Below are 25,380 nucleotides of genomic sequence, written 5' to 3'. Positions count from 1 at the left end.
GCGGACATCCTGCAATCATCAAGTTCTGGACCCTGTGTGCTAAGCAGAACCCTTATGAATATGGCGGGCAAAACGGTTTCCGCCACACCAAGCTCTGGCGGGGTTTCTGAAACCGGCAGCCTGATGCTGCGAAGGGGGGCGGATATGCCTTATACGCTTCCCGATACCCATATTGCGGTTTTGAAAGCCAGCGATATCGTTGGAACTTATGAAGAAGTATGGCCGCGGTTGCGCGAACGGGAAGGAAACGGCAATATGCCGCGAACATTCCTTTGGGTGACAGGCCCGTCGCGAACAGGCGATATCGAACAGACGATACAGCTGGGTGCGCACGGACCGCGCCGTTTGCATATCGTTCTGGTGGATGACACAAAAGAAAACCCATAAAAGACGGCGCTCCGTTAGCGACGAAGAAAAAGCCCTTTGGGAAATCTTCACGCGTGATGTCAAACCCCTGCGTTCCAAACAGCGAAAGGGCAGTGACACCGTGTTCGAGCTGGACAACGATCATCCCAAAAGCGATACGGCGATGCCGCTTCCTGACGATCTGCAGGGTGAAATCAACAAGGCTGAAGAAGTCCGGGCCGTGCGAAACCTGCCGTCCGCGCGTAATGCTGATCGCGGACCGCAGATCAAAAACCGCGCCTTGGTCGAACTTGAACCGGGTGTTACCGACAATATCGATAAATCGACGGCCAAAAAATTCCAGAAAGGCCAGATGTCAATTGATGGTCGTATTGATCTGCACGGTATGACCCAGGATGTAGCCCATCATGCGCTGAACGCGTTTATTGAAGATAGCTGGCGGGCCGGGAAACGTTGCGTTCTGGTGATCACCGGTAAGGGATCGCGTGCCGATGAATATGGCCGCACCGGTCTTTTACGACAACGCACCCCGCAATGGCTTAGCGCGCCACGCCTGCGTACCCGCATTCTTGCCATCAGCGAAGCCCGTATCCAGCACGGCGGATCGGGCGCTTTTTATGTTCTGCTGAAACGGAGACGCCCGTGACACCCTTTGGCAATCGTATTCGCGAATTACGGGCGCGGCACAATGTCACCCTGACAGATATGGCAAACGCCTTGCAGCTTTCGCCGGCTTATCTTTCTGCCCTTGAACACGGGCATCGCGGTCGGCCAAGCCCTGGTCTGGTGCAGCAAATCTGCGGTTATTTCAATCTCGTCTGGGATGAAGTTGACGAAATCAAACGTCTGGCACAGCTTTCCCATCCGAAGGTAACAGTCGATACAGCGGGGCTTGAACCGGAGGCAACCGAACTGGCCAATCTTTTGTCGGAACGGATTGCCGGTTTAAGCGATGATCAGCTTGCCCGAATGCTGGCTATCATCAGCGAACGGGTCGGTTAAGCAGAATGCACATAATCGGTTCGCCGGTTGGTTGAAGGATATCTTTCGCCGCTTCGAGCCGGGCAGACGGCGTAGGGATGGCAGTTCTGCAACAGGTACAGGTGATATTGCCTTAATGGCGTGAAACACGGTTTGACTATTGGTTCAATCGGAGTTATCAATCTGTGGTGTTTCACACCTGAAACATGAAACAGTCCTGCCTGCTTCACAACTACAAGGTTACGACCGGTCCGCAGAAACTATGATCTGCCTGACCGTCAACCGCATTCCTTTCTTTACACCTCCTCCTTCAATCATCGCCCTTCCCGGCAATCACAAGATCATTAAACGCACATATGCATCTTCAGGAACTCAAAAAGAAATCCCCGACGGAGCTTCTTGCCCTGTCCGAGGAACTCGAAATCGAAAACGCCAGCACGCTCCGTAAACAGGAATTGATGTTTGCAATTCTCAAACAGCTGGCTGAAAACGATCATGCTATTTTCGGCGAAGGCGTGTTGGAGGTTCTGCCGGACGGCTTCGGCTTCCTGCGCAGTCCCGAGGCAAACTACCTTGCCGGTCCGGACGATATCTATGTCTCGCCAAGCCAGGTGCGCCGCTTTGGTCTGCGCACGGGTGACACGGTTGAAGGCCAGATTCGTTCGCCCAAGGAAGGTGAGCGTTATTTCGCGCTGCTCAAGGTCGACAAAGTCAACTTTGATGCGCCCGAAAAAGTCCGCCATCGCATCAATTTCGATAACCTGACCCCGCTTTACCCGGACGAGCCGCTCAAGATGGAGCGTCACCTCGATCAGGAAGGCAACAAGGACATCACCAACCGTGTGATCGAACTTGTATCGCCTTTGGGCAAAGGTCAGCGTGCCCTGATCGTCGCGCCGCCGCGCACCGGTAAAACCGTGATGCTGCAAAACATTGCGCATGCGATTGAGGAAAACCATCCGGAAGCCTATCTGATCGTTCTTCTGATCGATGAACGTCCGGAAGAAGTGACCGACATGGATCGTTCGGTGAAAGGTGAGGTCATCAGTTCGACCTTTGACGAACCGGCACAGCGTCACGTCCAGGTTACTGAAATGGTTCTGGAAAAGGCAAAACGCTTGGTCGAGCACAAGCATGATGTCGTCATCCTGCTGGACTCGATCACCCGCCTTGCACGCGCTTACAACACCGTTGTTCCGAGCTCAGGCAAGGTTCTGACCGGTGGTGTCGATGCCAACGCCCTGCAGCGCCCGAAACGCTTCTTCGGTGCCGCGCGTAACATTGAAGAAGGCGGCTCGCTGACCATTATCGCAACCGCGCTGATCGATACCGGCTCGCGCATGGACGAGGTCATCTTTGAAGAATTCAAAGGGACCGGTAACTCTGAGCTTATTCTGGATCGTAAACTGTCTGACAAGCGTATCTTCCCGGCGATCGATATCCTTAAATCGGGTACCCGTAAGGAGGAATTGCTGGTCGAGAAAAGCGCGCTTTCCAAAATGTGGGTTCTGCGCCGTATTCTCAACCCGATGGGTCCGCAGGACGCGATGGAATTCCTGCTTGGCAAACTCAAATCGACGAAGAACAATGACGATTTCTTCGATTCAATGAATGGTTAATCGTAGTTCGATCCTGTAATCGAACTATCATTGAAAACCCCCGGCAATCTGCCGGGGGTTTTTGTTTGGTTCTGGCTCGCCTCGGTAAAGCAGTCTGCGTCTGCTACAAGCGGGTCCATTGTGTAGGCGTGCCAAACCACTGTGATTTACTTCGCTTGAAGCGGGACTAGTACCTGCCTACATAGCGCAAAGCATAAATAACATATTGTTTTGCAATGAAAATTACGTTTCCCTCTACACCGATTCAGACAAATCGCCTGTCGCTTCGCCCCTTCATGGCGTGCGATTTTGACCAATATGCTGCCTATCATTCCCAGCCATCGGTCTATCGCTATCTTTACGCTGCACCTCCAGCGGCAAATGTGCTGACAGAACAGTTTTCCGTTGTGCTGACCGCGCCCTTTGATGCTGAAGGCGATGTATTTCGTTTGGCGGTAATTAACCGGGACGATGATACCCTCCTAGGAGAGGTTCTTTTGAAACTTGCCAGCATTGCAGCCCTTCAGGCTGAAGTCGGTTATATCTTCAATCCGGATTTTTCAGGCCACGGCTATGCGACCGAGGCCGTATCGGCGATGATTGATCTTGGTTTCAATCATTTCGGTTTTCACCGAATTTTTGCTCGCCTTGACACCGAAAATATCGGATCGGTCGGCATTGTTGAACGGCTTGGCCTGCGATGCGAGGCGCATCTGATCGAAAATGATCGCTTCAACGGTGTCTGGGGTGATGAATATATCTATGCGGTTCTGGCCGCCGAATGGCAGTCACGCAGCCGCAACCGGGCTTGATCGGCTACTTCTTCGTGGAATGTTTCATGTCAAACATTGGCGTTTGAAAATTCCTTTTGCGCGGTGATAGGGTTTCCTATCAACAGCAAAGGACTTTGGCGTCATGTATATGATGGAACTCGGGACGGTGATGGTCGGGATTGCCTTGGCACAGATATCGCCGGGGCCAAACATGATGGCAGTATCATCAGCCGCACTTTCCGGCGGGCGGCAGCCCGGATTGCTGAGTGCTGTGGGAGTTGCCACCGGCGTTTTCATATGGTCGGTGCTGTTTTCCTTTGGCATTGGCGCGGTCATTGATGCTTTCCCCCAGAGCCTGACGGCGATGAAGCTGGTGGGCGGGGGATATTTCCTTTATCTCGCGCTGAAATCGTTGTGGTCTTGCTTGAAAGGTTCTGGTTCGGTTGGTAGCGCGCGCGATAATCTGTATAGCCCTGCGTCAAAGATTGGTTTCACTGCCTATCGCACCGGCTTACTCGTTGTTCTGACCAATCCCAAGGCTGCATTGATGTGGGTGGCGGTTTCGATGTTTCTGGCCTCTGCCCAGGGCACGCATCCTGCATTGATCGTTATCGGGGTACTTGCGTCGTGTTCGGCAATGGTTATTTACGGCATCTATGCTCTGCTGTTTTCCACTGGTGTTGCCGTTCGGGCCTACCAGCGGTTTTTCCGCGTTGTTGACGGGATTTTTGGCGCAGTATTCGGCGTAATCGGCAGCAAGATTTTGATTGATGGCATGCGCGATCTGCGTAGTTAAGCTGATTGCTTTCCCTAAGCTAAAGCCAATGTCAATTCGGCAATGTGACCGTCAAGCTTCTGCCGGATCAGTTTGCTGTCACCTGGTTCGACCTGAAGCTTTCCATTGCCAAGATGAAGCCCGATATGATGTATCCCGTATCGCAGGGTGATGGTGAGTTCGTCAGCCGCAACGATTTCGCAATCGGATTGGCTGTTGGCAGCCAGATGATGGGGTGGGGCGGATTTCCAGCCGGTTTGCGGTGCCAGACTGGTCAGATGCAGGGGTTCGGTGCCGGTATTTTGCAGGATCAGCTTAAGGTTCATTTCCCCGGGCATGTCTCGCTCACCTCCTTGATTTTGGCTCTTTCCTGTATGTAAGGCGCAGATTTTCGATGTCGATAGCCATCAATGCTTGCAGTGGCCGCAATCACATGTGACTCTGGTGCTGTTCTTCCACTACGTTTTCAAGGCTGATGCAGCTTTTACTGAAATCCGTCGATTTTGCCGCCCGAGCGCATCGTGACCAGCGCCGCAAGGGCCCGGCTAATGAACCCTATATCAATCATCCGATCGAGGTTTCGCGCCTGATCGTCGAATGCGAACCGGGCACGGACGAATATGTGCTGTGTGCCGCGGTTCTGCATGACGTGATTGAGGATTGCGGTGCGACGCGTGATGAAATTGCCGCCTGTTTCAACGAAATGATTGCCGATATCGTGCTTGAGGTCAGTGACGACAAAGCCCTGCCACGCGATGACCGTAAAGCCCGCCAGATCGAAACCGCTCCGCATCTCAGCGACGGCGCAAAACTGGTGCGTCTGGCGGATAAGGTCGCCAATGTCGGCGCGATGCTGACCGATACGCCGGTCGGCTGGGACCGTGAGCAGATCCTGCGCTATGTCGATTGGGCCGAGGCCGTAATTGCACCCTGCCGCATTGCTAGTGCTAGTCTGTCGGATCGTTTCGATGCCATCGCACGTGATGTCCGCGCCTGGCACACCGAAGAAGAAGAGGCAGGGGTTTAACCCTACCTCTGGCTGCAAACGGTCATTCCCGCGAGGGCAGGAACCCATGTTTTCAATGGCATTCTGTCTTACGGCTTCAAAATCACCGAGCCGGTGGTTTTGCGGCCTTCAAGATCGTCATGGGCCTGTTTGGCGTCCGCCAAGGCATAGGTCGCACCGATGTCGATCTTCACCACACCGGATTTCAGCACGTCAAATAGCTCGTTCGCGGTTGCCAGAAGCTCTTCGCGAGTGGCGGTATATTGAAAGACGCTCGGACGGGTCAGGAAATAGGCTCCGGGTGCAAGAGCTTTAAGCGGGACGGGAGGGACGGCGCCTGATGACTGGCCGAAACTGACCATCATGCCAAGACGTTTCAGGCAATCCAGCGAGTCGTCAAAAGTATCCTTACCGACGGAATCATAAACAACTTCAACGCCTTGGCCGTTTGTGATCTCTTTGACACGCTCGGATACCTTCTCCTCCCGATAGAGGATCGGATAATCGCAGCCCTTGGATTTGGCGATCTCGGCCTTTTCCTTCGATCCGACGGTGCCGATCACGGTGGCACCCAGATGTTTGGCCCACTGGCAGACAATCTGGCCAACCCCGCCTGCTGCCGCATGGATGAGGATCGTATCGCCTTTATTGACGTGATAGGTTCGGCGCAGCAGATATTGTGCCGTCATACCCTGCAACATGGCGGCGGCTGCAAGATCAAAGGTGATCCCGTCGGGGATCTTAACCAAACCCTTGGCCGACATTACACGTGCCTCGGCATAGGCGCCAAGCGGCTGTGCGGCATAGGCAACCCGATCACCAACTGCAAGGTCGGTTACGCCGTCACCAACCGCCTCGATCACGCCCGACCCTTCAAGCCCTAGGCCCGATGGCAGGGACGGGGCCGGATAAACCCCGGAACGGAAATAGATATCGATATAGTTCAGTCCGATGGCTTCCTGTCGCAGGCGAACTTCACCGGTACCTGGTGCACCAACCTCGACATCTTCAAAACGCAGGACATCGCTGCCGCCGGTTTCATAAAATCGGAAAGCTTTGGTCATGGAGACCTCCCGTTAATGCGCCATTTTGGCGCTTGTCTGATCAATGGACCAAGTCTATGTCAGAAAACGGCATTTTGCTATCCGGCAGGTGCTGCTTTGTTCAGAACAGGTTGCCCTGATCGCTTGGGATAACCAGATCGACGCCTTCGATTTTCAAAAGCGCGCGTTTGGTTTCAAGTCCGCCATCGCCGGAATAGCCGCCCGGTTTGCCGCCGCTCGCCAGAACACGGTGGCATGGAATGATTATGGGGATTGGATTAAGCCCGCAGGCCGTACCAACAGCCTGATAGGCCGTTGGTGCCCCGGCTGCAATCGCCAGATCCTTATAGGTCGCGGTTTTGCCCAGCGGGATTTTGCACATCGCCTCCCATACAGCCTTGTGGAAATCGGTGCCATCAGGGGCCAGCGGCAGGTCAAAGGTATCGAGCTTGCCGGTGAAATAGGCGTTAAGCTGCGCCTTCGCTTCGTTCAGGACGGGACTTGGTTCCATATCCTCGACAAAGCCCCAGTCGACCGCGACAATTTTGTCGTCAAACTCGAAAACCGTAATCGCCCCGACCGGGCTGTTCATCGAAATCTGGGGCATTGGCGAAATCCTGCGGTTCGTGCGGGGCAAAAGGTAAAATAGAGATAGCGGGGCGTAAGGCGGGCGGGGTAGGCCTCATCCATCCGATGTTTCACGTGAAACATCGGAAATGGACAGGCGCCACATCACCGGTTCTTTATGCCGCGCTGGTCGGCAGATCGGCAAGCAGTTTGGCAAGGTCCGGGGCATTGGTTACTGGCGCAGAACAGACAGGTCCCTGACAGACATAGGCGGTTTCATGGCCATCGATCGCCGTTTTGCCCTTGGCCGGGTGAAGATCGGGCAGGGCATCGGTATCGGCAAGGATGGTAATCGCCCGGTTCGGCAAATAGGCGGCAAAGATTGCGTGGCGCATTTCCAGGTAAATCTGGCTGCGTTCCTTCGCAACCAGTACGATTTGAAGTGGGTTTTGCAGCATTTCGGCTGCCAGAAGCAGTCCCGGCATATTGGGGAATTGTTCGTTTAATCGCCCCGAAAAGGCGGAAATGGTGACTTCCGCTCGGTCGCGATATCTGGTCTCGCCGGTCAGCGCATAAAGCCGCGCCAGATTTTGCGCCATCACCGAATTGCCAGCCGGAACCGCATTATCCATATGTGGTTTCTGCCGAACCACCAGATCGTCGGCATCCGAGGCCGATTGGAAATAACCCCCCTTGGCATCGGCAAACAGGGTTTCGACCGTTTCGCACCACTCGATGGCTTCGCGAAGATATGCATCCTCGCCAAAGCATTCGTACAGCCGAAGCGCTGCCCGGATCATATGGGCGTAATCTTCAAGCATCCCGGCATGTTGTGCCTTGCCATTGCGATAACTGTGCAGAAAGCGCCGGTCATTGCTTTCGCCAGTCATCAGGCTGTTGATCACAAAATTATAGGCAAGCTTTGCATAATCAAGCCAGTCTGCGCTCTTGAACACCATTGCGGCTTCAGCCAAAGCTGCGATGGTCATTGCGTTCCAGTCGGTCAGAGCCTTGTCATCCCATCCCGGCCAGATGCGTTTGTTGCGCACTGCCAAAAGCTTTGTTCGTATTTCCGAAAGTTTCTTTTCCGTCGTCCGGTCCGCAAGGCCAAGGCCCGATTGCGTGCGATTCAGGATATTTTTATGTTCCCAGTTTCCCGTGGGACTGATGTCATAGATATCCTTGAACAGGGCGGCATCATTACCAAGAATGGCGTTAATTTCGGCTTCGTCCCAGACATAGAACTTGCCTTCTATACCCTCGCTGTCGGCATCAAGGCTGGCGGCAAAGGCTCCGCCGGGGATCCTCATATCGCGCAGGATCCAGTCGATGGTTTCGGAAATGCGGGCTTCATAAAGCGGGTTGCCGGTTTCACGCCAGACATCGCACAGAAGATCAATCAGCTGCGCATTGTCATACAGCATCTTTTCAAAATGCGGCACCAGCCATTGGTCATCGACGGCATAACGCGCAAAACCGCCGCCGACATGGTCATAGATACCGCCCTGACACATGCGATCAAGACTATGGCGGACAATGCGTTTAAGCTCCGTATTGTTGGTGCGAACACCCGTACGCCAAATAAAGGCCAGAAGGCTTGGTTGTGGGAATTTCGGTGCGCCATTGGTGCCGCCATTTTCCCCGTCCATAATCTGCAAACAGCCATGCCCGCACTGATCGATCATTGCAAGCGATGGCACCGAGCCGGTGGCACCGCTATTCATTTTAAGCAGGGCCTGACCGATTTGCGTGACGTTATGGCGGATATTTTCGGGCTGTTCGGCATAGATTTCTGCTACCGATTTCAAAACATCGCCAAATCCCGGGCGGCCATAGCGTGCTTCCTTGGGGAAATAGGTCCCCCCCCAGAAGGGCTCGGCGTCCGGCGTCAGGAACATGGTCAATGGCCATCCGCCCTGCTGGCCTAGCAAGGCCAGCGCATTTTGATAGACGCTATCAAGGTCGGGGCGTTCTTCGCGGTCGAGCTTGATATTGACGAACAGCTCATTCATCAGGGCTGCGATGCCATCATCCTCGAAACTTTCATGCGCCATGACGTGGCACCAGTGACATGCCGCATAACCGACCGACAGAAGAACCGGTTTGTTTGCTGCCTTGGCGGCGGCCAGAACTTCGGAACTCCAGGGCTGCCAATGCACCGGATTGTCGCGGTGCTGCAAAAGATAGGGGCTGGTTTCCGAACCGAGATTGTTCTGTGCGAGTTTCATGGCATCGTGTCCTGTGCCCGTCCGGTTTTACTATGTGGGTGGCGAGCTTTTTATGGGTTGCGGGAGGGGTGGCGTTCCCATTTCTCATCTTTTATGGATGTAAGGGTAAAGACCCTGAATGGAAAGGCAAGGGGGCCAAATGGATGGGAATGGCAAAATATTACGATTTTATCGGATTTTAACCGATTGGAGCGGAATGGGGGGCGATAGTGATTGAGAAAGCAACGCAGGGGCGTCCATAATGGGCGTAACAAAAACCATAAAATCAAACCGAGGAGATCAGGGCGATGAAAGTTTCCGTGGATATCGATTGCACACCGGAAGAACTGCGCACCTTTTTTGGTCTGCCTGATGTGCAACCCATGCAGCAGGCCTTAATGAAAGATATCGAGGACCGTATGAAAGCCAATCTTGCGGCGATGGATCCCGAAACCATGCTCAATACGTGGCTGCCGCAAGGCATGCAGAACTGGGAACAGCTCCAGAAAGCCTTCTGGAGCCAGTTTAACGCTGCCGGCAACAGCACTGGCAAGAACACCAAGGACTGATCAGCTTGACCACCGAGGCACATTTTTATCAGGCGCATGTTTTCGTGTGCCAGAACGAGCGTCCCGTGGGACACGAACGCGGATGCTGCAATACCAAAGGCGCGACAAAGCTTCGCAATTACATGAAAATCCGCGCCAAAGAACTTGGTTTGCCGATGACCCGGATTAATACCGCCGGGTGCCTTGATCGCTGCGAATTGGGCCCGGTGATGGTGATCTATCCTGAAGGGACCTGGTATCGTTACGAGACAATGGAGGATGTCGATGCCATCCTCAACGATCATCTCGTCGGTGGGAAGGTGGTTGAACGGCTGCGGCTAAGCCCGGATCAATAACTCTGGCAGATGGGCGTAATTACTCACTACCTCTTCAATAGAATGATGACTCCAAACGGCTCCAGCAGGGGCCGTTTTGTGTTTTTCGGAAACCGGGGCCGGAAGGGGCGGATATACCGCTTTGATATTCTTTTGTGGCCTTAAAGCACTGTTTGCAATTGCAGCTATATGTTGACCTGTGCGGGATGCTGACCGATATGGACAGCCAACAGCATTTTCCTTTGGATGGCGGACGGATTAGGCAGGACGGATGACGATTAACGTGACCCACATTGGAACCCCGATCCAAGGGGGCCAGACAGATACCATCTTTGCCCTTTCCAGCGGCGCGGGGCGGGCCGGGGTGGCGGTAATCCGGTTATCCGGGCCAATGGCGGGGCCGACGCTCTGTGCGCTTCTGGGGCGCGATAACCTGCCAAAGGCGCGCCATGCGATCTATGCGCCGATCTGTGATCCGAAAACGGACGAACGGCTTGACGATGCGGTGGCGATCTATTTCGCTGGACCGGCTAGCTTTACCGGGGAGGATGTTGTCGAGCTTCATACCCATGGTGGGCGTGCGGTAATTGATGGTGTTCTGGAATGTCTGGCCGTACAGCCCGGTCTGCGCATTGCCGAGCCGGGCGAATATACCAGACGTGCCTTTGAAAACGGCAAGATGGATTTGACTGCGGCCGAAGGCATTGCTGATCTGATTGACGCCGAAACCGCCGCCCAGCGTAGGCAGGCCGTGCGGCAGATGGCGGGCGAGTTGGGCGCGCTTTACGAAGACTGGCGCGCGCGTTTGATGAAGTCATTGGCCTATATTGAGGCCGATATCGATTTCCCTGACGAGGATTTACCCGGTGGTATTGTACCGGTGGTGCGCGGTGATCTTGCATCTGTTTATGGCGAAATGACCAAGCATCTGGCTGATAATCGCCGCGGTGAACGGCTGCGTGAAGGGTTCCAGATCGTCATTCTCGGCGCGCCCAATGCAGGGAAATCGAGCCTTCTGAACCGGCTGGCACGGCGCGAAGCGGCGATCGTATCCGAGATTGCCGGAACCACCCGCGATATGATCGAGGTCCATCTTGACCTTGGTGGTTTCCCGGTCACCATGGTGGATACCGCTGGCCTTCGAGAAAGCGGCGATGTTATCGAAACCGAAGGGGTTCGGCGTGCAACGGCGCGGGCAGAGGATGCCGATCTGCGTCTTGTTGTCGTGGATCGGGGCGATTGGCCGCGCATTGATGCAGAGGCCGCGCGCCTAATTGATGGGAATACGATCCTGTTGGTCAACAAGGTTGACGGGGCGGATGCGGGGGATGTTCCGACGGTCTGGTCCGGGCAATCGCTAGGTGGTGATCAGCTTGAGCTTCCCGTTTTGCCCATATCGGCCATGACCGGGCAGGGGATGGAAAGCCTCTTGCAACTGCTGGAGACTCGCGTAAAAGAGGGGCTCGATTTTGCGGGACCGGTACCCCTGACACGGCTGCGGCACCGACAGGCACTTGAACGTGCCAGTGATCATCTGGATCGCGGATTGCAGACTGATATTGCCGAACTGGCGGCCGAGGATATTCGCCTCGCCGTGCGTGAAATCGGCAAGATCACCGGACGCGTCGATGTGGAAGACCTGCTTGATATTATCTTCGGCGACTTCTGTATTGGCAAATAAGATTATCAAAAATTGTTTCACGTGAAACATTGGCACTGTCGATGGCGCGTGATTGTGAATTAAGACCTGAACAAGACGCGCAAGCTGTGTGGCTTTGGCCTGATATTACAGCTTTTGCGCGATCAAGGAATTCAACGAGGAATTCGATGTCGGATAACCGTTTTGATGTGATTGTTGTTGGTGGTGGCCATGCCGGGTGCGAGGCCGCGGCTGCGGCTGCGCGCATGGGGGCTAAAACGGCACTGATCACACATCGCGCCGATCGCATTGGCGAAATGTCGTGCAACCCGGCAATTGGCGGGTTGGGCAAGGGCCATATGGTCCGGGAGGTCGACGCGCTTGACGGTGTGATGGGGCGGGCGATTGACCGGGCCGGTATCCAGTTCCGGATGCTTAACCGGTCCAAGGGGCCGGCTGTGCGTGGCCCGCGGGCACAGGCAGATCGCAAGCTATATCGCGAAGCCGTGCAGGACATTCTGGCTCATCAGGAAAACCTGACGATCATCGAAGGTGCGGTTCACGACCTTAAAATTGTCGAAGGCGAGGACAACCGTGTGACCGGTGTCATCACCGAAAATGGACGCGAATATGACGCCGGGGCGGTGGTTCTGACAACGGGCACGTTCCTGCGCGGTCTTATTCATATTGGCGAAAAAACCACACCGGCGGGCCGCATCGGCGATGCGCCGGCTCTTGGTCTTTCGGAGACGCTGGAAAAATTCGGCTTCCGTTTGGGGCGCCTGAAAACCGGCACTCCGGCACGGCTTGATGGCCGCACCATTGATTGGGCGAGCCTGCAGGAACAGCCGGGGGATAATCCGCCAGATCCGTTTTCATTCCTGAACAGCGAAATCACCGTGCCGCAAATCCCGTGTCACATGACCTGGACGACCGAGGCGACGCACGAAATTATTCGCGCGAACCTGCATCGCGCACCGATGTATAGCGGCCAGATCAAGAGCAGCGGCCCGCGTTATTGCCCGTCCATTGAAGACAAGGTCGTGCGTTTCGCCGAAAAGAATCAGCACCAGATTTTCCTGGAGCCGGAAGGGCTTGATGATCCGACGGTTTATCCGAACGGTATTTCGACCTCATTGCCTGAGGAAGTTCAGCTTGCGATGCTCGCCACTATTCCGGGGCTTGAGAAGGTCGAGATTTTCCGCCCTGGCTATGCCGTCGAATATGATTTCGTTGATCCGCGCGAGCTGCGCCATACGCTGGAAACCAAGAAAGTCGGTGCGCTGTTCTTTGCCGGGCAGATCAATGGCACGACAGGTTATGAAGAAGCTGCCGGGCAGGGACTTGTTGCCGGTGTCAACGCGGCGTTGGTTGCGGGCAGTACTGCAGGGGCGGTTGATCGTGAGTTTGTTCTGGATCGTGCCGATGCCTATATCGGTGTGATGATCGACGATCTGGTGACGCTCGGTACGCGTGAACCCTATCGCATGTTTACGTCGCGCGCTGAGTATCGCCTGATGCTGCGTGCTGATAATGCTGATCAGCGTCTGACTGGTCGCGGTCTTGAAATCGGTTGTGTTGCCTCGCACCGCGCGCAAGTTTGGGGTGACAAGAAGCTTGCCCTTGAGGCGGCCAAGCGGACGGTTTCTGATCTGACGGAGACGCCGAATGGTCTCGCCAAGCACGATATCAAGATCAATCAGGATGGGGTGCGGCGCTCTGCCTATGATCTGCTGGCGTATCCGGACATTGATTTCGATACGCTGACTCGTGTCTGGCCGCAGCTTTCGGAAATTACTCCGGAAATCCGCGACCAGGTGTCAATTGATGCTCAGTATAAAGGTTACCTCGAACGACAGTCGGCCGATGTTGCGGCCTTCCGTCGGGACGAGGAATTGCGCCTGCCGCGCGATCTTGACTTCGACAGCGTTGGTAGCCTGTCAGCGGAAATCCGGTTGAAGCTCAAAGAAATTCAGCCTGAAACCATCGGTGCGGCATCACGTATTCCGGGTGTGACTCCGGCGGCAGTGACCGCTTTGCTTGGTCATATCAAAAGCCACAAACACAAGATTGTTCGTAGCGCCTGAGACTCTATCAGACAATTGGGTTAGTCATAAGGTTAGGGCAGCACACATATATGTGTGCTGCTTTTTTATTGTCTGTTGAAGCCGGTGAAATGTTTCACGTGAAACATTTTCTTTCTTTTGCCAAAGTTTTCCGTTTTCGACGCAGGAAAAAGTGTTTGTTAGAAAAATCAAGTCTGGTGCGATTCGTTAACGCGGATTATAACTCGAACATGCAATCCATTTCAGAACCCGTAAAAACATGGTTTGAGACCGATTTGAATGTTTCACGTGAAACATTGGATCGACTCAGCCTTTATGCTGATCTCGTTGTCAAATGGCAGCCGAGGATCAATATCGTTGGTGCCAGCACAGCGGAAGACGTTTGGGCGCGCCATTTGCAGGACTCAGCGCAGCTTTGGCCATATCTGAATGAAGTAGTCGGTAGCGGGAAGGTCGTTGATTTCGGCTCCGGGGCAGGGTTCCCGGGCATCGTTTTGGCTATCTTGGGCGCAAATGACGTGACTTTAATGGAATCAAACACCAAAAAAACCGTGTTTTTGCTGGAAGCTGCGCGGGTTTGTGGTGTGCTGGAGCAGACAAAGATTGCCCGCGAACGGATCGAAACCGCTGCACCGCGTGAAGCGGACGTTATTACGGCCCGTGCGTTTGCGCCACTGCCAAGGCTTCTGGAACTTGGTCAGCGTCATCTGAAACCGGACGGGTATTATGTACTGCTTAAGGGACGTGCCTTTGAGGATGAACTGGCTGAAGCACGTGCGGCCGGTTGGACATTCACTGTAACCACCCATGCCAGTCTGGTTGATCCCGAAGGCGTGGTGATGATTTTGCAAGGAGTTGACCGGTGACCGACGTTATTGATCTGCCGCTTTCAATCTCTTCCGAGGCCGGTCACCGGCCGCGGATCATTGCCGTTGCCAATCAGAAGGGCGGAGTCGGCAAGACCACGACCACGATCAATTTGGCGACCGCGCTGGCGGCTGTAAACCAGCGGGTTCTGATCGTCGATCTTGATCCGCAGGGCAATGCAAGTACCGGTTTGGGCCTACGTCCATCGGAACGGCAGATCAGTTCCTATGACGTATTGATCAATGGCAATACTCTTGAAGAGGCGCGCAAGCCGACCGCCATTCCGCGGTTGAGTATCGTGCCTTCGGGTATGGATCTGTCGGGCGCGGAGATTGAGCTTGTCGATTTTGACCGCCGCGAAATGCAGCTTAAGGAATCGCTGGGTCGCTTACCGCATGATGTTGATTACGTGCTGATTGATTGTCCGCCATCGCTTGGGTTGCTGACGTTGAATGCGCTGGTGGCGAGTGACGCGGTATTGGTGCCGTTGCAGTGCGAATTCTTTGCCCTTGAAGGAATCAGCCACCTCGTGCGCACCATCAAGCGGGTGAAAAAGGCGTTTAATCCTGCGCTCGAAATCCAGGGCATCGTTTTGACGATGTATGACAAACGCAATAATCTGTCGGCACAGGTTGCCAATGACGTGCGCGATTATTTTGGTGATGTCGTTTACCGCACGGTGATCCCACGCAATGTTCGTGTGTCCGAGGCGCCGAGCCATGGAACGCCGGTGCTGGTTTATGACATGAAATGTCCAGGGTCACGGGCATATCTTAATCTGGCAAGCGAAGTTCTGAAACGCGAAGGGGTGAAGGCATGAGCGAGGCAAAGAAGCGCGGTTTGGGACGTGGACTTTCGGCCCTGCTGGGCGAGGAAGACGAGGATGTCGGCGCAGTGGTTGCCGGTGGCAACGAGAATGCAGCTCATCCCGGCCCGGGTGGTACTACACAGCTCATTGCTATCACCGACCTGAAACCGTCACCATTCCAGCCTCGTAGCAATTTCGATGATGAGGCGATTGACGATCTGGCGGCATCAATCCGCCAGAAAGGCATTATTCAGCCCATTTTGGTGCGTGCATCCTCTACTGGCGAAACAACATACGAAATCATTGCTGGCGAACGGCGCTGGCGCGCGGCACAGCGGGCACAATTGCACGAAGTACCGGTTCTGGTGCGTGATTTTGACGACCGGGAGACCGCCGAGATTGCCCTGATCGAAAACCTGCAACGGCAGGATCTGTCGCCGCTTGAGGAGTCCGAAGGTTACAGCCGTCTGATGAGCGATTTCTCGCATACTCAGGAAGCACTGGCTCAGGCGCTTGGCAAAAGCCGTAGTCATATTGCCAACAGCCTGCGTTTGTTGACCCTGCCGGCACCGATCAAACAGATGTTGTCGGATCGGGTGTTAAGCCCAGGTCATGCACGTGCGCTTTTGGGGGCGGACAATGCGGTCGAGCTAGCGACCCATATCGTCAGGAAGGGCCTGAACGTTCGCCAGACCGAAAAACTGGTGAAGACTGATGGTGGTAAAACTGCACGCCAGAAGAAGTCTTCATCGACACGTGGGATCGAAAAAGATCCAGATACAGTGGCTTTGGAACGCGATCTTAGCAATATGTTGGGGTTAGCGGTAAATATCGATTTTGACGGGGCGGGGGGAAAATCTCTGTCCGGTATGAAACGCTGGAGCAGCTTGACGATATTCTGAAACGGCTTAGTCAGGGACGGTTAGGCGAAACGGCGCAAAGCTCCGATGATGATGATCCGCTCGTTCCACAGAATGAAGGTGACAATGAATTCGACTCGATGTTCATCGATGATGAAGATGATAGCGATGGTGATCTTCTTACCGACGAGCTCGAATCGATTGCCGATGCAACCGACATAGTGTTTGACGTGGATGAGGATGCCGAAAGTGCGTTTTCCGATGAGCCGGAAGGTGACATGCCAATCGAGCAAGACGAAGTCGGTGAAGAGGCGCTTGAGACATTGTCGGATGCGGAAATTGTGCAAAACAATCGCCTAGCAGAAAAGAAAGCGCAAACGCGAGGAAGCTGACTAGGTTTTATCGATATTTCGTTCACGTTAAATGGCCCTGTGCGACTCGATTGCCGGGGCTGTTTTTCTTTGCAAAATATTCGGGTTTGTTAACGTCTGCCCTGTTTTTGACGGGCGACGGCGACCTTGATCATGGCGCGGTGTGCGATGGTTTCCGGGATGGCAAGACCGCTTTTGCAGTCCTTTTCTGCTTCGAGCAGGATTTGCAGGGCGCGTTGCAGATTGTTAAGAGCCCAATTGTTCAAATTGGCGCGAAACTGATCTGCAGCTTTGAAAAACAGGGGTGGGCGTAGCGATTTCATTGCCTGTTCGGCATTGGTGCCCTGTGCCATCTGGCCTTTGACCAGATGCAGTTTCTGGAAATAGCCGATCATCATGCGAAGCGCGCCAACCGGATTTAGGCCTTCTTCTACCAGCCGGGTCAGGGCGCTATCAAGGTTTGTGACATTGCCCTGTGATACGGCCTGGACAACTTCATCATAGTGGCGGGCAGAACTATCGCCCACACAGGCCATGGCATCAGCCAATGTGATCTGACCTTCTTTCAGGGCGTAAAGAGCCAGCTTTTCAAGCTCGCTTCGGGAAATCATACGGTCGGAGCCGAGATTTCCGACCAGATACCGAATAGCATCGCGGTCAATACGCAGCTTGTGATCTTCCATCACGGAATTGATGAGGGTCTCGATATCCCTACCGCTATCCGCGTAGCAGGGCAGTGCCATGCCATTGCCGGCTTTTTCAACCGCCTGACGCAACTTTGATTTGGACGGAAGGATTCCAGCTTCTATCACGATCAGCGCATCACCAGCCGGATCGGCAAGGAAATCGGCAATCACTGGGGCCTGTGCCTCGCCAATGTCGCGGATGCGAATGACACGACGCCCACCGCCGAAACTGATGGCGGCTGCTTCATCGCGCAGACGGCTAGCGTCTTCCTTAAGCTGGGATGTGCCAAGCTCAACAACGCGAAACGGGTCCTTAAGGTCCTCGACCACGGTTTTGGCAAGCCTGACTGCACGTTCGCGTACAAGCCCTTCATCCTCACCATAGATCATGATGAGTTGCGCCTTGGCATCAGGAGCGCGAAGGAAATTTTCAACCTGTGCTGCCTTGAGCTTCATAACGAAATGTTACCTAACGCCCGCTGCGCAGGCCGACTGCGACTTGGTTGGCTAGTTGACGGGCAAGGTTGCGGGCGGCGTCAGACCGCGCGGCGGATTCGGCTTCCAGAGAGGCAAAGTCGGACTCGACGAGGTTGTAAGTGGTGCGTGCGCGCAGCGTACCCGTACGGAGGACTTTGGAATCAGAAATACGAGAAAGCCGATAATTGGCACTCAGGATATAGTCCGCGATGGTCGCTTCGTTGTCCTTGGTATAGCCCAACTCGGAGACTGCTTCACTTAAGCCAATATCGAGGGAATATTCAGGGCGGGACGTCTGACCGCGCGGAGTTAATGTTTCGACCAAAACGCTGCGTGTCAGTTGACCAATTCGGTCTTCCATCATCGATATTTTAACCTTGGCCATATCGGCGGCCGTGCTGTCACCACCCTTATCCTCGGCATATAGCGGGCGGAAACCACAGGCTGTGAGGCCGGTGAGGGCAAGCAGGGCAATAATCGATATCAGAGAGCGCAACGTCATTCCTCGCTGTCTTTTGCGTGATGGTTTGTGCCGTAAGGTTCATAACCAAGACGGTACAATAGTTCCGTTCCGATCAAAGGGCAAAACAGAGTTAGGTTCCGGATGAAAGAAAGTCTGGAATCGAGATCCCAAGATGCATCTTGCGAAAGCCGTAAGCTTTTGAACTCGGAGCGCAAGGCTGCAATCGCAGTATTAAAGCGGCCTCTGCATATTTCATCGATCACGTCGTTCTTCGGGCTTCTCTGCAATTCAGGTGATTCTAACCTTGATGCCTTAGATACCTTTTGGGTGCTCAAATGCGTCCATACCTGACGTAGCCAGCGCCAATGGCCAATCAGGCTGCTTTGGGTAATATGAAGCGGGTGATCAAGCGGTACATCGGCGAGCAGCGTTAGGCAGAGAATATCGCTGCCCACCTGTCGGTGCAGGGATGCCGGATCATTCTCGATGGAGTCTGTTGATACTATGCCAGCATGGAGCGGAAGATTCGTTACAGGTTTCGGCAGACGGGCCTGTATATCCTTCGCAATATCTAGGCGAGCGGTGCGCAAATCGCCATTTTGAAAAGTGAATACCGGACGAATATCAGCCAACACAAACCCCCATTCACGAGTAAGCGAATGGGGGTTGTAATTTTGTGACACATACACAGTTGTGTCCGTCATGCTTTTGCCGGGCATTATCAGAAGATGATTCTTACTGAGACTGTGCCGTTGCGCTGTCGATGCGCAGTTGACGTGCACGAGTCAGTATCGAATCTTCCATTGCGGTCACGGTGCCAGGTTCAACCACTGCATCGGCCCACTGATCTGTCCCAACACGGACCTGCCTGAAGACAGATACCTTGATTGCGTCAGAGCGAAGGGCAGTACCAAGGATATAGCCTGTAATCTTGAAACGCTCGTTTGGTGTTTCCGGCGGGCTGTACCAGTCGGTAATGATTACACCGCCAAATGGATCGGCCGAGTTGAGTGGCATAAAGGACAGTGTATCAAGCGACGCGCGCCAAAGGAAGCTGTTGACGCCAATACCAGTGCCGCCGCCTTGCTGTTGATTATTGTCCTCGCCGAGGAAGCTGAAGCCGTCCGGTCCAAAAAGCGTACCTTCTCTTTTCTGGTCGGCAAGTGTTTGTGAGCGTCCTGTTGTCCCTACACGTTTGTCGCCGGGGGCAGATCCGGGATAACTGTCATAATCTGATTGGGAGCCAGCACAGGCTGCCACGAACATACAGATCATCGTTGAGGCTAATAGTTTTACGAGAGACAATCGCACGGTCCGTTCCTTGAATAGAAGACGACATATATACGTGCCCGCACTATAGGGCCGACATGGCTTTCAGCAAACAAAAACATGTGTGCTAAATTTGCAACTTTCCTGCGTAAATGTCGCTTTTGGATCACAGTGTTGTTGACGGGACGCTCTTTTGCTGGCTCCATTCACCACGAACCGAACGGCGGAAAAGTCGTTCACCTATTTTTGTTAGGCGGTTTTCCGCACTTGCAAAGACGTTGAGGGAAAAGATGAAAAAGATTCTGTTTGCTTCCAGCGCAATCGTCGCTGTTGCTTTCGCAGGCCAGGCTTCGGCTTCCGAGAAAATCAAACTCGCCGTTGGCGGTTACATGGAACAGTGGGCTGGCTTTGCTGATGAAGACAACACCGTTTCTGGTGGTCGTTACAACGCATTCCAGTCCGATACCGAAGTTTATTTCCGTGGTTCGACCACCCTTGATAACGGCATTGAAATCGGTGCCGTAATCGAGCTTGAAGGTGAGACCTCAACCGATCAGATTGATGAACAGTATATGTTCGTTAATGGCGGCTTCGGTCGCGTTGAAATGGGCAAAAACGACAGTGCAGCTGACGCGATGGGCGTTACCGCACCAGCAGTTGGCCCGGTTGGTGTTAACGATGGCGACATGTCTAACTGGGCAAATGTCGAGCTGATCGATACTGTTCCGTCGAGCAGTGACCAGAAACGCGTTACCTACTATTCACCGGTTCTTGGTGGTTTCCGTGCAGGCATTTCCTATGCCGATCAGGATACTTCAACCAACGACAACGAAAAAGCCAATAACGGTGAAAACGTTGTTTCTGTTGGCCTCGAATACAAAGGTGACTTCGATGGTTTCTCGCTCGGCCTCTCGGCTGAAGGCGAAAACAACAACGAAGGCAACTGGTATGGCGCAGGCGTAAATGTTGGCTTCGGCAACTTCACCGTTGGTGGTTCTTACGGTCTCACCGAAGACGACTATAACCTTGCCAACAATGCTGCTCCGAATGCTGATGATACCGAAGCCTTCGACATCGGTGTTTCCTACGCAATGGATGCTGCTGCTGTTTCCTTGACCTATGGTTATGAAGAAACCGGCGACAATGAAGTTCAGGCTGTTGACCTTGGCTTTGCATACACCCTTGGTGCTGGCGTTGCTTGGAAATCGTCGGTCTTCTGGTTCGACGAAGAAGATACCGTAGACAACGACGGTTACGGCGTTGTTACCGGTATTCGCCTCGACTTCTAATCCATTCAGGATTAGCTAAAGCGAGAAGGGGATGGTTTTCCATCCCCTTCTTTTTTGTCTGCGGATATGTGTGGTTTTTTCGGTGGGCGTTTGTTGGCGGCGTCATCGAACACGAGCCCTTAGACAATCAATCAAGCTCCTCGACAGGAGCAGGCCATTTTAATGAATTTTGGTCATGTATATTATTAATTTTAAATTTTTATCAGATGTTCGGCTGACTTATTTATATTACCGACGTTCGGTCAGGAATAATGGCAAAAATATGCCAAAATTAGTGACTTAATTATCACACTTAACCGTATAACTGGTTTATGGTCATTTAAATCAATTGACCATAAGTCATTATATCCGTTTTACTCTCTTTCAGTGATCGGTCGCCGCGATGTGTGGTCTGCGGTGTTACCGATCGGCTACAAATCATCAAGAGGGTAAGATGAAAAAGATTCTTGTTGCTTCTACCGCGCTCGTCGCTGTCGCTTTTGCCGGTCAGGCAAATGCTTCCGAAAAAATCAAACTGTCGGTCGGCGGTTACATGGAGCAGTGGGCTGGCTTCGCTGACGAAGACAATACTGCTGCTGGCGGTCGCACAAACGCATTCCAGTCCGACACCGAAATCCACTTCAAAGGTTCGACCACCCTTGATAACGGCATCGAAGTTGGTGCGACTGTAGAACTCGAAGGCGAGACCTCTGGTGACCAGGTTGATGAACAGTACCTGTATATCAATGGTGGCTTCGGTCAGGTCAAACTTGGTAAAGACGACAGTGCAGCAGACGATATGGGCATCACCGCACCGTCCGTTGGTCCGGTTGGCGTCAACGATGGCGACATGTCCAACTGGGTCAATGCGTATCTGATCGACACCGTTCGTTCGAGCGGCGATCAGAACCGTCTGACCTACTACACCCCGTCGATCAGCGGTTTCCGCGCGGGTGTGTCCTTTGCTGACGATAGCAACCGTAATGGTGCAAACGGCTATGACAACCAGTCTGGTTCGGGTGACAACATCGTTTCGGGTGGTCTTGAATATCTGAATGACTTCGATGGCTGGTCGCTTGGTCTGTCGGCAACCGGTGAAGAGTCTGGTGATGGCGCATGGTACGGTGCCGGTGTGAATGTTGGTTTCGGCAACTTCACGGTTGGTGGTTCCTATGGTCACACCGAAGACGATTACGGTCTGTCTGATGGTCGCGAACTTGATGCGTATGACATCGGTGTTTCTTATGCTCTGGATGCGGCAACTGTCTCCCTGACCTATGGTTACGAAGAAGTTGACGGCGAAGGCGACATCAGTGCTGTTGATCTCGGTCTTGCCTATGCTCTTGGCGCAGGCGTGACTTGGAAATCTTCTGTTTACTGGTTCGACCAGAGTGCGGATAGCACCAATACCGGTGTAACCGACCTCGACGGCGACAATGACGGCTACGGTGTAGTTACTGGTATTCGTCTCGACTTCTAATCCATTTGGATTGGTACAACTGGAAGGGGGCGGTTTACCGTCCCCTTCTTTTTTTGTTCTGGAGATCCCGTTATCTTATTGAAAGTGCTGGATTTTTTGGCTTTCTTGCCTGATTTCAAATAACATTCTGGGATTTCTTTGGGCGGCTAGAAATTTGTGTTCGGATAAAAGTTCGCGCAGGCATGAGGGTATGTCTGCGCGATTGCCACCTTTGGCTGTGTGTGGCAGCCGCGTTTTTGATACTGTTGCTTCAGGCTTGGAAGTTAAATGACCAATGGTCATATATTTTATGTGTCGAAGTTTTGCAAGGTCCTTTTTGAACGTTCTGTATAACAGAATAACCAGCATATTCCGACATGAAAGTGATCAATATGCAACACTCGTATCAGGAAAAGACATCCTCCGCGTTAAGTTAGTTGACCATCGGTCATTTTAATTGTTCTCTTGCTTTGGAGAGTTCGGACATATCGGGGTTGGGTATGTTCGATTCACACATGAATCCAAGAGGGTAAGATGAAAAAGATTCTGATTGCTACGAGCGCGCTCGTAGCTGTTGCTTTCACAGGCCAGGCGCAGGCCTCCGAACCGATCAAACTATCGGTTGGCGGTTACATGAACCAGTGGGCTGGTTTTGCCGATCAGGAAGTCGGTGATCGCAACAATGCCTTCCAATCCGATACTGAAATCCACTTCAAGGGTTCAACCACCCTTGACAACGGGATTGAGGTTGGTGCGGTTGTCGAGCTTGAGGGTGAAACCTCTGGCGACCAGATCGACGAGCAATACCTGTTCGTTAACGGCGGCTTTGGTCGTATTGAAATGGGCAAAAACGATAGTGCTGCCGATTCAATGCAACTTGTTGCTCCTGCGGTTGGTCCGGTTGGCATCAACGATGGGGATCTGGATATCTGGGTCGATTCCTACCTGATCGACACGACAATCCCGACCGGTGACCAGAACCGCGTGACCTATTACACGCCAAGCTTTGGTGGTTTCCGTGCCGGTGTGTCCTTTGCTGATGACAGCAATCGCAACGGTGCAAACGGTTATAACAACCAAGATGGTTCGGGCGACAATATTGTCTCTGGCGGTTTGGAATACGAAGCTGATCTGAACGGCATTTCCCTTGGTGTTTCTGCGATTGGCGAAAACTGGGGTGAAGGCAACCTCGTTGGCGGTGGCTTGAATGTCGGCTTTGGCAACTTCACCGTCGGTGGTTCCTATTCCCATACCGATGATGATTATGGCTTCAGCGAAGGTGACAGCGACCCGGATGACACCGATCAGTTCGACATCGGCGTTTCCTATGAAATGGATGCAGCCGCTGTTTCCCTGACCTATGGCTATGCAGAATATGGTAACGGCAGCCGTGGTGATGGTACCGGCGAAATCAGTACAGCTGATCTCGGTCTGGCCTACACCCTTGGTGCCGGTGTTGAATGGAAATCGTCAATCTTTTGGTTCGACGACGAAGTTGACGGCGCGGAAGACAACGACGGTTACGGTGTTGTGACCGGTTTTGCACTGACCTTCTAGCTCTTCTGAATTGGCATGATTCAAAAGGGGGCGGATTTTTCGTCCCCTTTTATTATTGAGTTAAAATGTGCGGTGGAGCGTCATATCAGAAAGCGTTCTGGAACTGCATTTCAGGTCTTGCCAGCAGTTTTATTGAATAACATAGGCACAAGTGTTGCTGCAGTGCAACATGGTTGCGAATAAGTAACATTTACACACAATTGTAATTGCCCCGTAATCGGGAAAGTGGCTCCATCATAGTGGAGGGCTCATCAACGAAAACGAGATGACCCGATCTTGATCTCAATCAGTCATTTTTGTGCGGGGGTAAAATGAAGAAGATTCTTGTTGCGTCTACTGCGCTTGCTGCTGTTGCTTTTGCGGGTCAGGCTTCTGCATCCGAACCGATTAAGCTATCGGTCGGCGGCTTCATGGAACAATGGGCTGGCTTTTCTGACGAAGATGGTGCAGGTATTGACAGCGAAGGTCGCCCGAATGCCTTCCAGTCAGATACAGAAGTTCACTTTGACGGTTCGACCACCCTTGATAACGGCATCGAAATCGGTGCAACTGTTCAGCTTGAAGGTGAAACCTCTGACGACCAGATTGATGCGCAATATCTGTATGTGAATGGCGGATTTGGCCGTTTCGAGATGGGTAAAAACGACAGTGCTGCCGACGCAATGGGAATCATTGCACCGGCTGTAGGTCCGGTCGGTGTCAACGATGGTGATATGTCGAACTGGGTTGATGTATATCTGATTGACACCGTTCGTTCGAGCGGGACCCAGAATCGTGTAACCTACTATACTCCTATACTGAGCGGTTTCCGTGCAGGTGTATCTTTTGCCGACGATAGTCAGGCAAACGATGAAACCTATAACGGTATCAATGGTGCAGGCGACAATATTGCTTCCGCCGGTCTTGAATATCTGAGCGATTTTGATGGCTGGTCGCTTGGCCTATCGGCAACCGGTGAAGAATCGGGGGACGGTGCCTGGTACGGCTTTGGTGCCAATGTCGGGGTTGGCAACTTTACCGTTGGTGGTTCCTATGGTCATACCGAAGACGATTACGGTCTGAATGAAGATGGTCAGGACCTCGACGCGTTTGATGTCGGTGTTTCCTATGCCATCGATGCAGCATCTGTCTCGCTGAGTTATGGCTATGAAGATTTTGGGACTGGTGACGTTCAGGCTGTCGATCTTGGCTTGGCCTATGAACTGGGTGCCGGGGTGGCTTGGCAGTCATCCGTCTTCTGGTTTGACGAAAAAAATGACACCGATCCGGATAATGACGGTTATGGCGCTGTAACCGGTATTCGCCTTGATTTCTGATCTGATCAGGTGAAACATAGGATTAAAGGGGGCGGATTTCCGCCCCCTTACTTATTATTGTTCTGTCGAATTCCG

At 53.2% G+C, this 25,380-nt stretch carries 27 protein-coding genes; 19 read left to right on the top strand and 8 right to left on the bottom strand.

The features are described 5' to 3' along the window. Positions 1-54 precede the first annotated feature (54 nt). From R1T41_RS07650 to R1T41_RS07625, 6 genes are all read left to right on the top strand, one after another. Positions 55-387, top strand: a complete 333-nt coding sequence (locus tag R1T41_RS07650) for a lactate utilization protein C (protein ID WP_317341024.1) — start codon at positions 55-57, stop codon at positions 385-387. Next, positions 365-1,012, top strand: a complete 648-nt coding sequence (locus R1T41_RS07645; protein WP_317341022.1) for a Smr/MutS family protein — start codon at positions 365-367, stop codon at positions 1,010-1,012. Before R1T41_RS07650 ends, R1T41_RS07645 begins: the two co-directional genes overlap by 23 nt. Beyond that, the gene (locus R1T41_RS07640; RefSeq protein ID WP_062950047.1) at positions 1,009-1,368 is read left to right on the top strand and encodes a helix-turn-helix domain-containing protein; all 360 of its coding nucleotides are present in this window, start codon (positions 1,009-1,011) and stop codon (positions 1,366-1,368) included. The genes R1T41_RS07645 and R1T41_RS07640 overlap by 4 nt, the downstream gene beginning before the upstream one ends. Before the next feature lie 335 nt (positions 1,369-1,703). Further along, positions 1,704-2,966, top strand: coding sequence for a transcription termination factor Rho (rho, locus tag R1T41_RS07635; protein ID WP_007088512.1), 1,263 nt, complete (start codon positions 1,704-1,706; stop codon positions 2,964-2,966). A 215-nt stretch (positions 2,967-3,181) separates the two neighbouring features. Beyond that, positions 3,182-3,757, top strand: coding sequence for a GNAT family protein (locus tag R1T41_RS07630; protein ID WP_317341018.1), 576 nt, complete (start codon positions 3,182-3,184; stop codon positions 3,755-3,757). Between the two features lie 103 nt (positions 3,758-3,860). Beyond that, a complete protein-coding gene (locus R1T41_RS07625; protein WP_062960378.1) occupies positions 3,861-4,514 on the top strand; it encodes a LysE family translocator in 654 nt (217 codons plus the stop codon). 14 nt (positions 4,515-4,528) lie between these two features. On the opposite strand, the gene R1T41_RS07620 is transcribed toward R1T41_RS07625, so the two are convergent. Continuing rightward, positions 4,529-4,831 carry a hypothetical protein gene (locus tag R1T41_RS07620; protein WP_317341016.1) on the bottom strand — a complete coding sequence of 101 codons (303 nt, stop codon included), beginning with the start codon at positions 4,829-4,831 and terminating at the stop codon, positions 4,529-4,531. A 137-nt stretch (positions 4,832-4,968) separates the two neighbouring features. Here R1T41_RS07620 and R1T41_RS07615 point away from each other — a divergent pair, with 137 nt between their 5' ends. After that, positions 4,969-5,520 (top strand): HD domain-containing protein, encoded by a 552-nt coding sequence (locus R1T41_RS07615; RefSeq protein WP_317341014.1) that lies wholly within the window; start codon positions 4,969-4,971, stop codon positions 5,518-5,520. 68 nt (positions 5,521-5,588) lie between these two features. Here the strand turns inward: R1T41_RS07615 and R1T41_RS07610 are convergent, their stop codons facing one another. The 3 genes from R1T41_RS07610 to R1T41_RS07600 all read right to left on the bottom strand — a co-directional run bounded on the left by R1T41_RS07610 (position 5,589) and on the right by R1T41_RS07600 (position 9,337). Then, positions 5,589-6,563, bottom strand: coding sequence for a quinone oxidoreductase (locus R1T41_RS07610; RefSeq protein ID WP_317341012.1), 975 nt, complete (start codon positions 6,561-6,563; stop codon positions 5,589-5,591). 100 nt (positions 6,564-6,663) lie between these two features. Then, positions 6,664-7,149: a methylated-DNA--[protein]-cysteine S-methyltransferase gene (locus R1T41_RS07605; protein WP_062960381.1), complete on the bottom strand. Its 486-nt coding sequence runs from the start codon at positions 7,147-7,149 to the stop codon at positions 6,664-6,666. A gap of 136 nt (positions 7,150-7,285) precedes the next feature. Beyond that, positions 7,286-9,337, bottom strand: a complete 2,052-nt coding sequence (locus R1T41_RS07600; protein ID WP_317341010.1) for a thioredoxin domain-containing protein — start codon at positions 9,335-9,337, stop codon at positions 7,286-7,288. Positions 9,338-9,624: 287 nt separating this feature from the next. Here R1T41_RS07600 and R1T41_RS07595 point away from each other — a divergent pair, with 287 nt between their 5' ends. From R1T41_RS07595 to R1T41_RS07560, 8 genes are all read left to right on the top strand, one after another. Continuing rightward, complete coding sequence (locus R1T41_RS07595; RefSeq protein ID WP_062950063.1) at positions 9,625-9,885, top strand: DUF6489 family protein; 261 nt, start codon at positions 9,625-9,627, stop codon at positions 9,883-9,885. Positions 9,886-9,890: 5 nt separating this feature from the next. Next, positions 9,891-10,220: a (2Fe-2S) ferredoxin domain-containing protein gene (locus R1T41_RS07590; protein WP_062950065.1), complete on the top strand. Its 330-nt coding sequence runs from the start codon at positions 9,891-9,893 to the stop codon at positions 10,218-10,220. Between the two features lie 250 nt (positions 10,221-10,470). Then, positions 10,471-11,880, top strand: coding sequence for a tRNA uridine-5-carboxymethylaminomethyl(34) synthesis GTPase MnmE (gene mnmE, locus R1T41_RS07585; protein ID WP_317341007.1), 1,410 nt, complete (start codon positions 10,471-10,473; stop codon positions 11,878-11,880). 146 nt (positions 11,881-12,026) lie between these two features. Then, positions 12,027-13,925, top strand: coding sequence for a tRNA uridine-5-carboxymethylaminomethyl(34) synthesis enzyme MnmG (gene mnmG / locus R1T41_RS07580; RefSeq protein WP_317341005.1), 1,899 nt, complete (start codon positions 12,027-12,029; stop codon positions 13,923-13,925). A gap of 50 nt (positions 13,926-13,975) precedes the next feature. Then, complete coding sequence (gene rsmG / locus R1T41_RS07575) at positions 13,976-14,770, top strand: 16S rRNA (guanine(527)-N(7))-methyltransferase RsmG (protein ID WP_317341004.1); 795 nt, start codon at positions 13,976-13,978, stop codon at positions 14,768-14,770. Continuing rightward, positions 14,767-15,591, top strand: a complete 825-nt coding sequence (locus R1T41_RS07570) for a ParA family protein (protein WP_062950071.1) — start codon at positions 14,767-14,769, stop codon at positions 15,589-15,591. Before rsmG ends, R1T41_RS07570 begins: the two co-directional genes overlap by 4 nt. After that, positions 15,588-16,481 carry a ParB/RepB/Spo0J family partition protein gene (locus tag R1T41_RS07565; protein ID WP_317341002.1) on the top strand — a complete coding sequence of 298 codons (894 nt, stop codon included), beginning with the start codon at positions 15,588-15,590 and terminating at the stop codon, positions 16,479-16,481. The genes R1T41_RS07570 and R1T41_RS07565 overlap by 4 nt, the downstream gene beginning before the upstream one ends. 98 nt (positions 16,482-16,579) lie before the next feature. Then, positions 16,580-16,831, top strand: a complete 252-nt coding sequence (locus R1T41_RS07560; RefSeq protein ID WP_317341001.1) for a hypothetical protein — start codon at positions 16,580-16,582, stop codon at positions 16,829-16,831. Positions 16,832-16,920: 89 nt separating this feature from the next. Here R1T41_RS07560 and holA read toward each other — a convergent pair whose 3' ends face one another. From holA to R1T41_RS07540, 4 genes are read right to left on the bottom strand one after another with little or no spacing between them, the layout of a single operon-like run. Next, positions 16,921-17,952 carry a DNA polymerase III subunit delta gene (holA, locus tag R1T41_RS07555; protein WP_317341000.1) on the bottom strand — a complete coding sequence of 344 codons (1,032 nt, stop codon included), beginning with the start codon at positions 17,950-17,952 and terminating at the stop codon, positions 16,921-16,923. A gap of 13 nt (positions 17,953-17,965) precedes the next feature. Beyond that, on the bottom strand, positions 17,966-18,475 hold the full coding sequence (locus R1T41_RS07550; RefSeq protein WP_114109255.1) for a hypothetical protein: 510 nt from the start codon (positions 18,473-18,475) through the stop codon (positions 17,966-17,968). Next, on the bottom strand, positions 18,472-19,140 hold the full coding sequence (locus tag R1T41_RS07545; RefSeq protein ID WP_317340997.1) for a hypothetical protein: 669 nt from the start codon (positions 19,138-19,140) through the stop codon (positions 18,472-18,474). Before R1T41_RS07545 ends, R1T41_RS07550 begins: the two co-directional genes overlap by 4 nt. Positions 19,141-19,171: 31 nt before the next feature. After that, positions 19,172-19,702 (bottom strand): DUF3576 domain-containing protein, encoded by a 531-nt coding sequence (locus tag R1T41_RS07540; protein ID WP_317340995.1) that lies wholly within the window; start codon positions 19,700-19,702, stop codon positions 19,172-19,174. Between the two features lie 293 nt (positions 19,703-19,995). Between R1T41_RS07540 and R1T41_RS07535 the strand changes: the two genes are divergently transcribed. The 4 genes from R1T41_RS07535 (at position 19,996) to R1T41_RS07520 (ending at position 25,305) form a co-directional block, all read left to right on the top strand. Continuing rightward, a complete protein-coding gene (locus tag R1T41_RS07535) occupies positions 19,996-20,994 on the top strand; it encodes a porin (RefSeq protein ID WP_317340994.1) in 999 nt (332 codons plus the stop codon). Between the two features lie 433 nt (positions 20,995-21,427). After that, on the top strand, positions 21,428-22,453 hold the full coding sequence (locus R1T41_RS07530) for a porin (RefSeq protein ID WP_062960392.1): 1,026 nt from the start codon (positions 21,428-21,430) through the stop codon (positions 22,451-22,453). Positions 22,454-22,966: 513 nt separating this feature from the next. Next, on the top strand, positions 22,967-23,989 hold the full coding sequence (locus R1T41_RS07525) for a porin (protein WP_317340992.1): 1,023 nt from the start codon (positions 22,967-22,969) through the stop codon (positions 23,987-23,989). A gap of 311 nt (positions 23,990-24,300) precedes the next feature. Beyond that, on the top strand, positions 24,301-25,305 hold the full coding sequence (locus tag R1T41_RS07520) for a porin (protein WP_317340991.1): 1,005 nt from the start codon (positions 24,301-24,303) through the stop codon (positions 25,303-25,305). Positions 25,306-25,380 lie beyond the last annotated feature (75 nt).

This window comes from Thalassospira lucentensis (genome assembly GCF_032921865.1).
Lineage (GTDB): Bacteria > Pseudomonadota > Alphaproteobacteria > Rhodospirillales > Thalassospiraceae > Thalassospira > Thalassospira lucentensis_A.
Note: the sequence above shows the minus strand (reverse complement) of the source record. Positions and strands in the feature narration are given on the sequence as shown.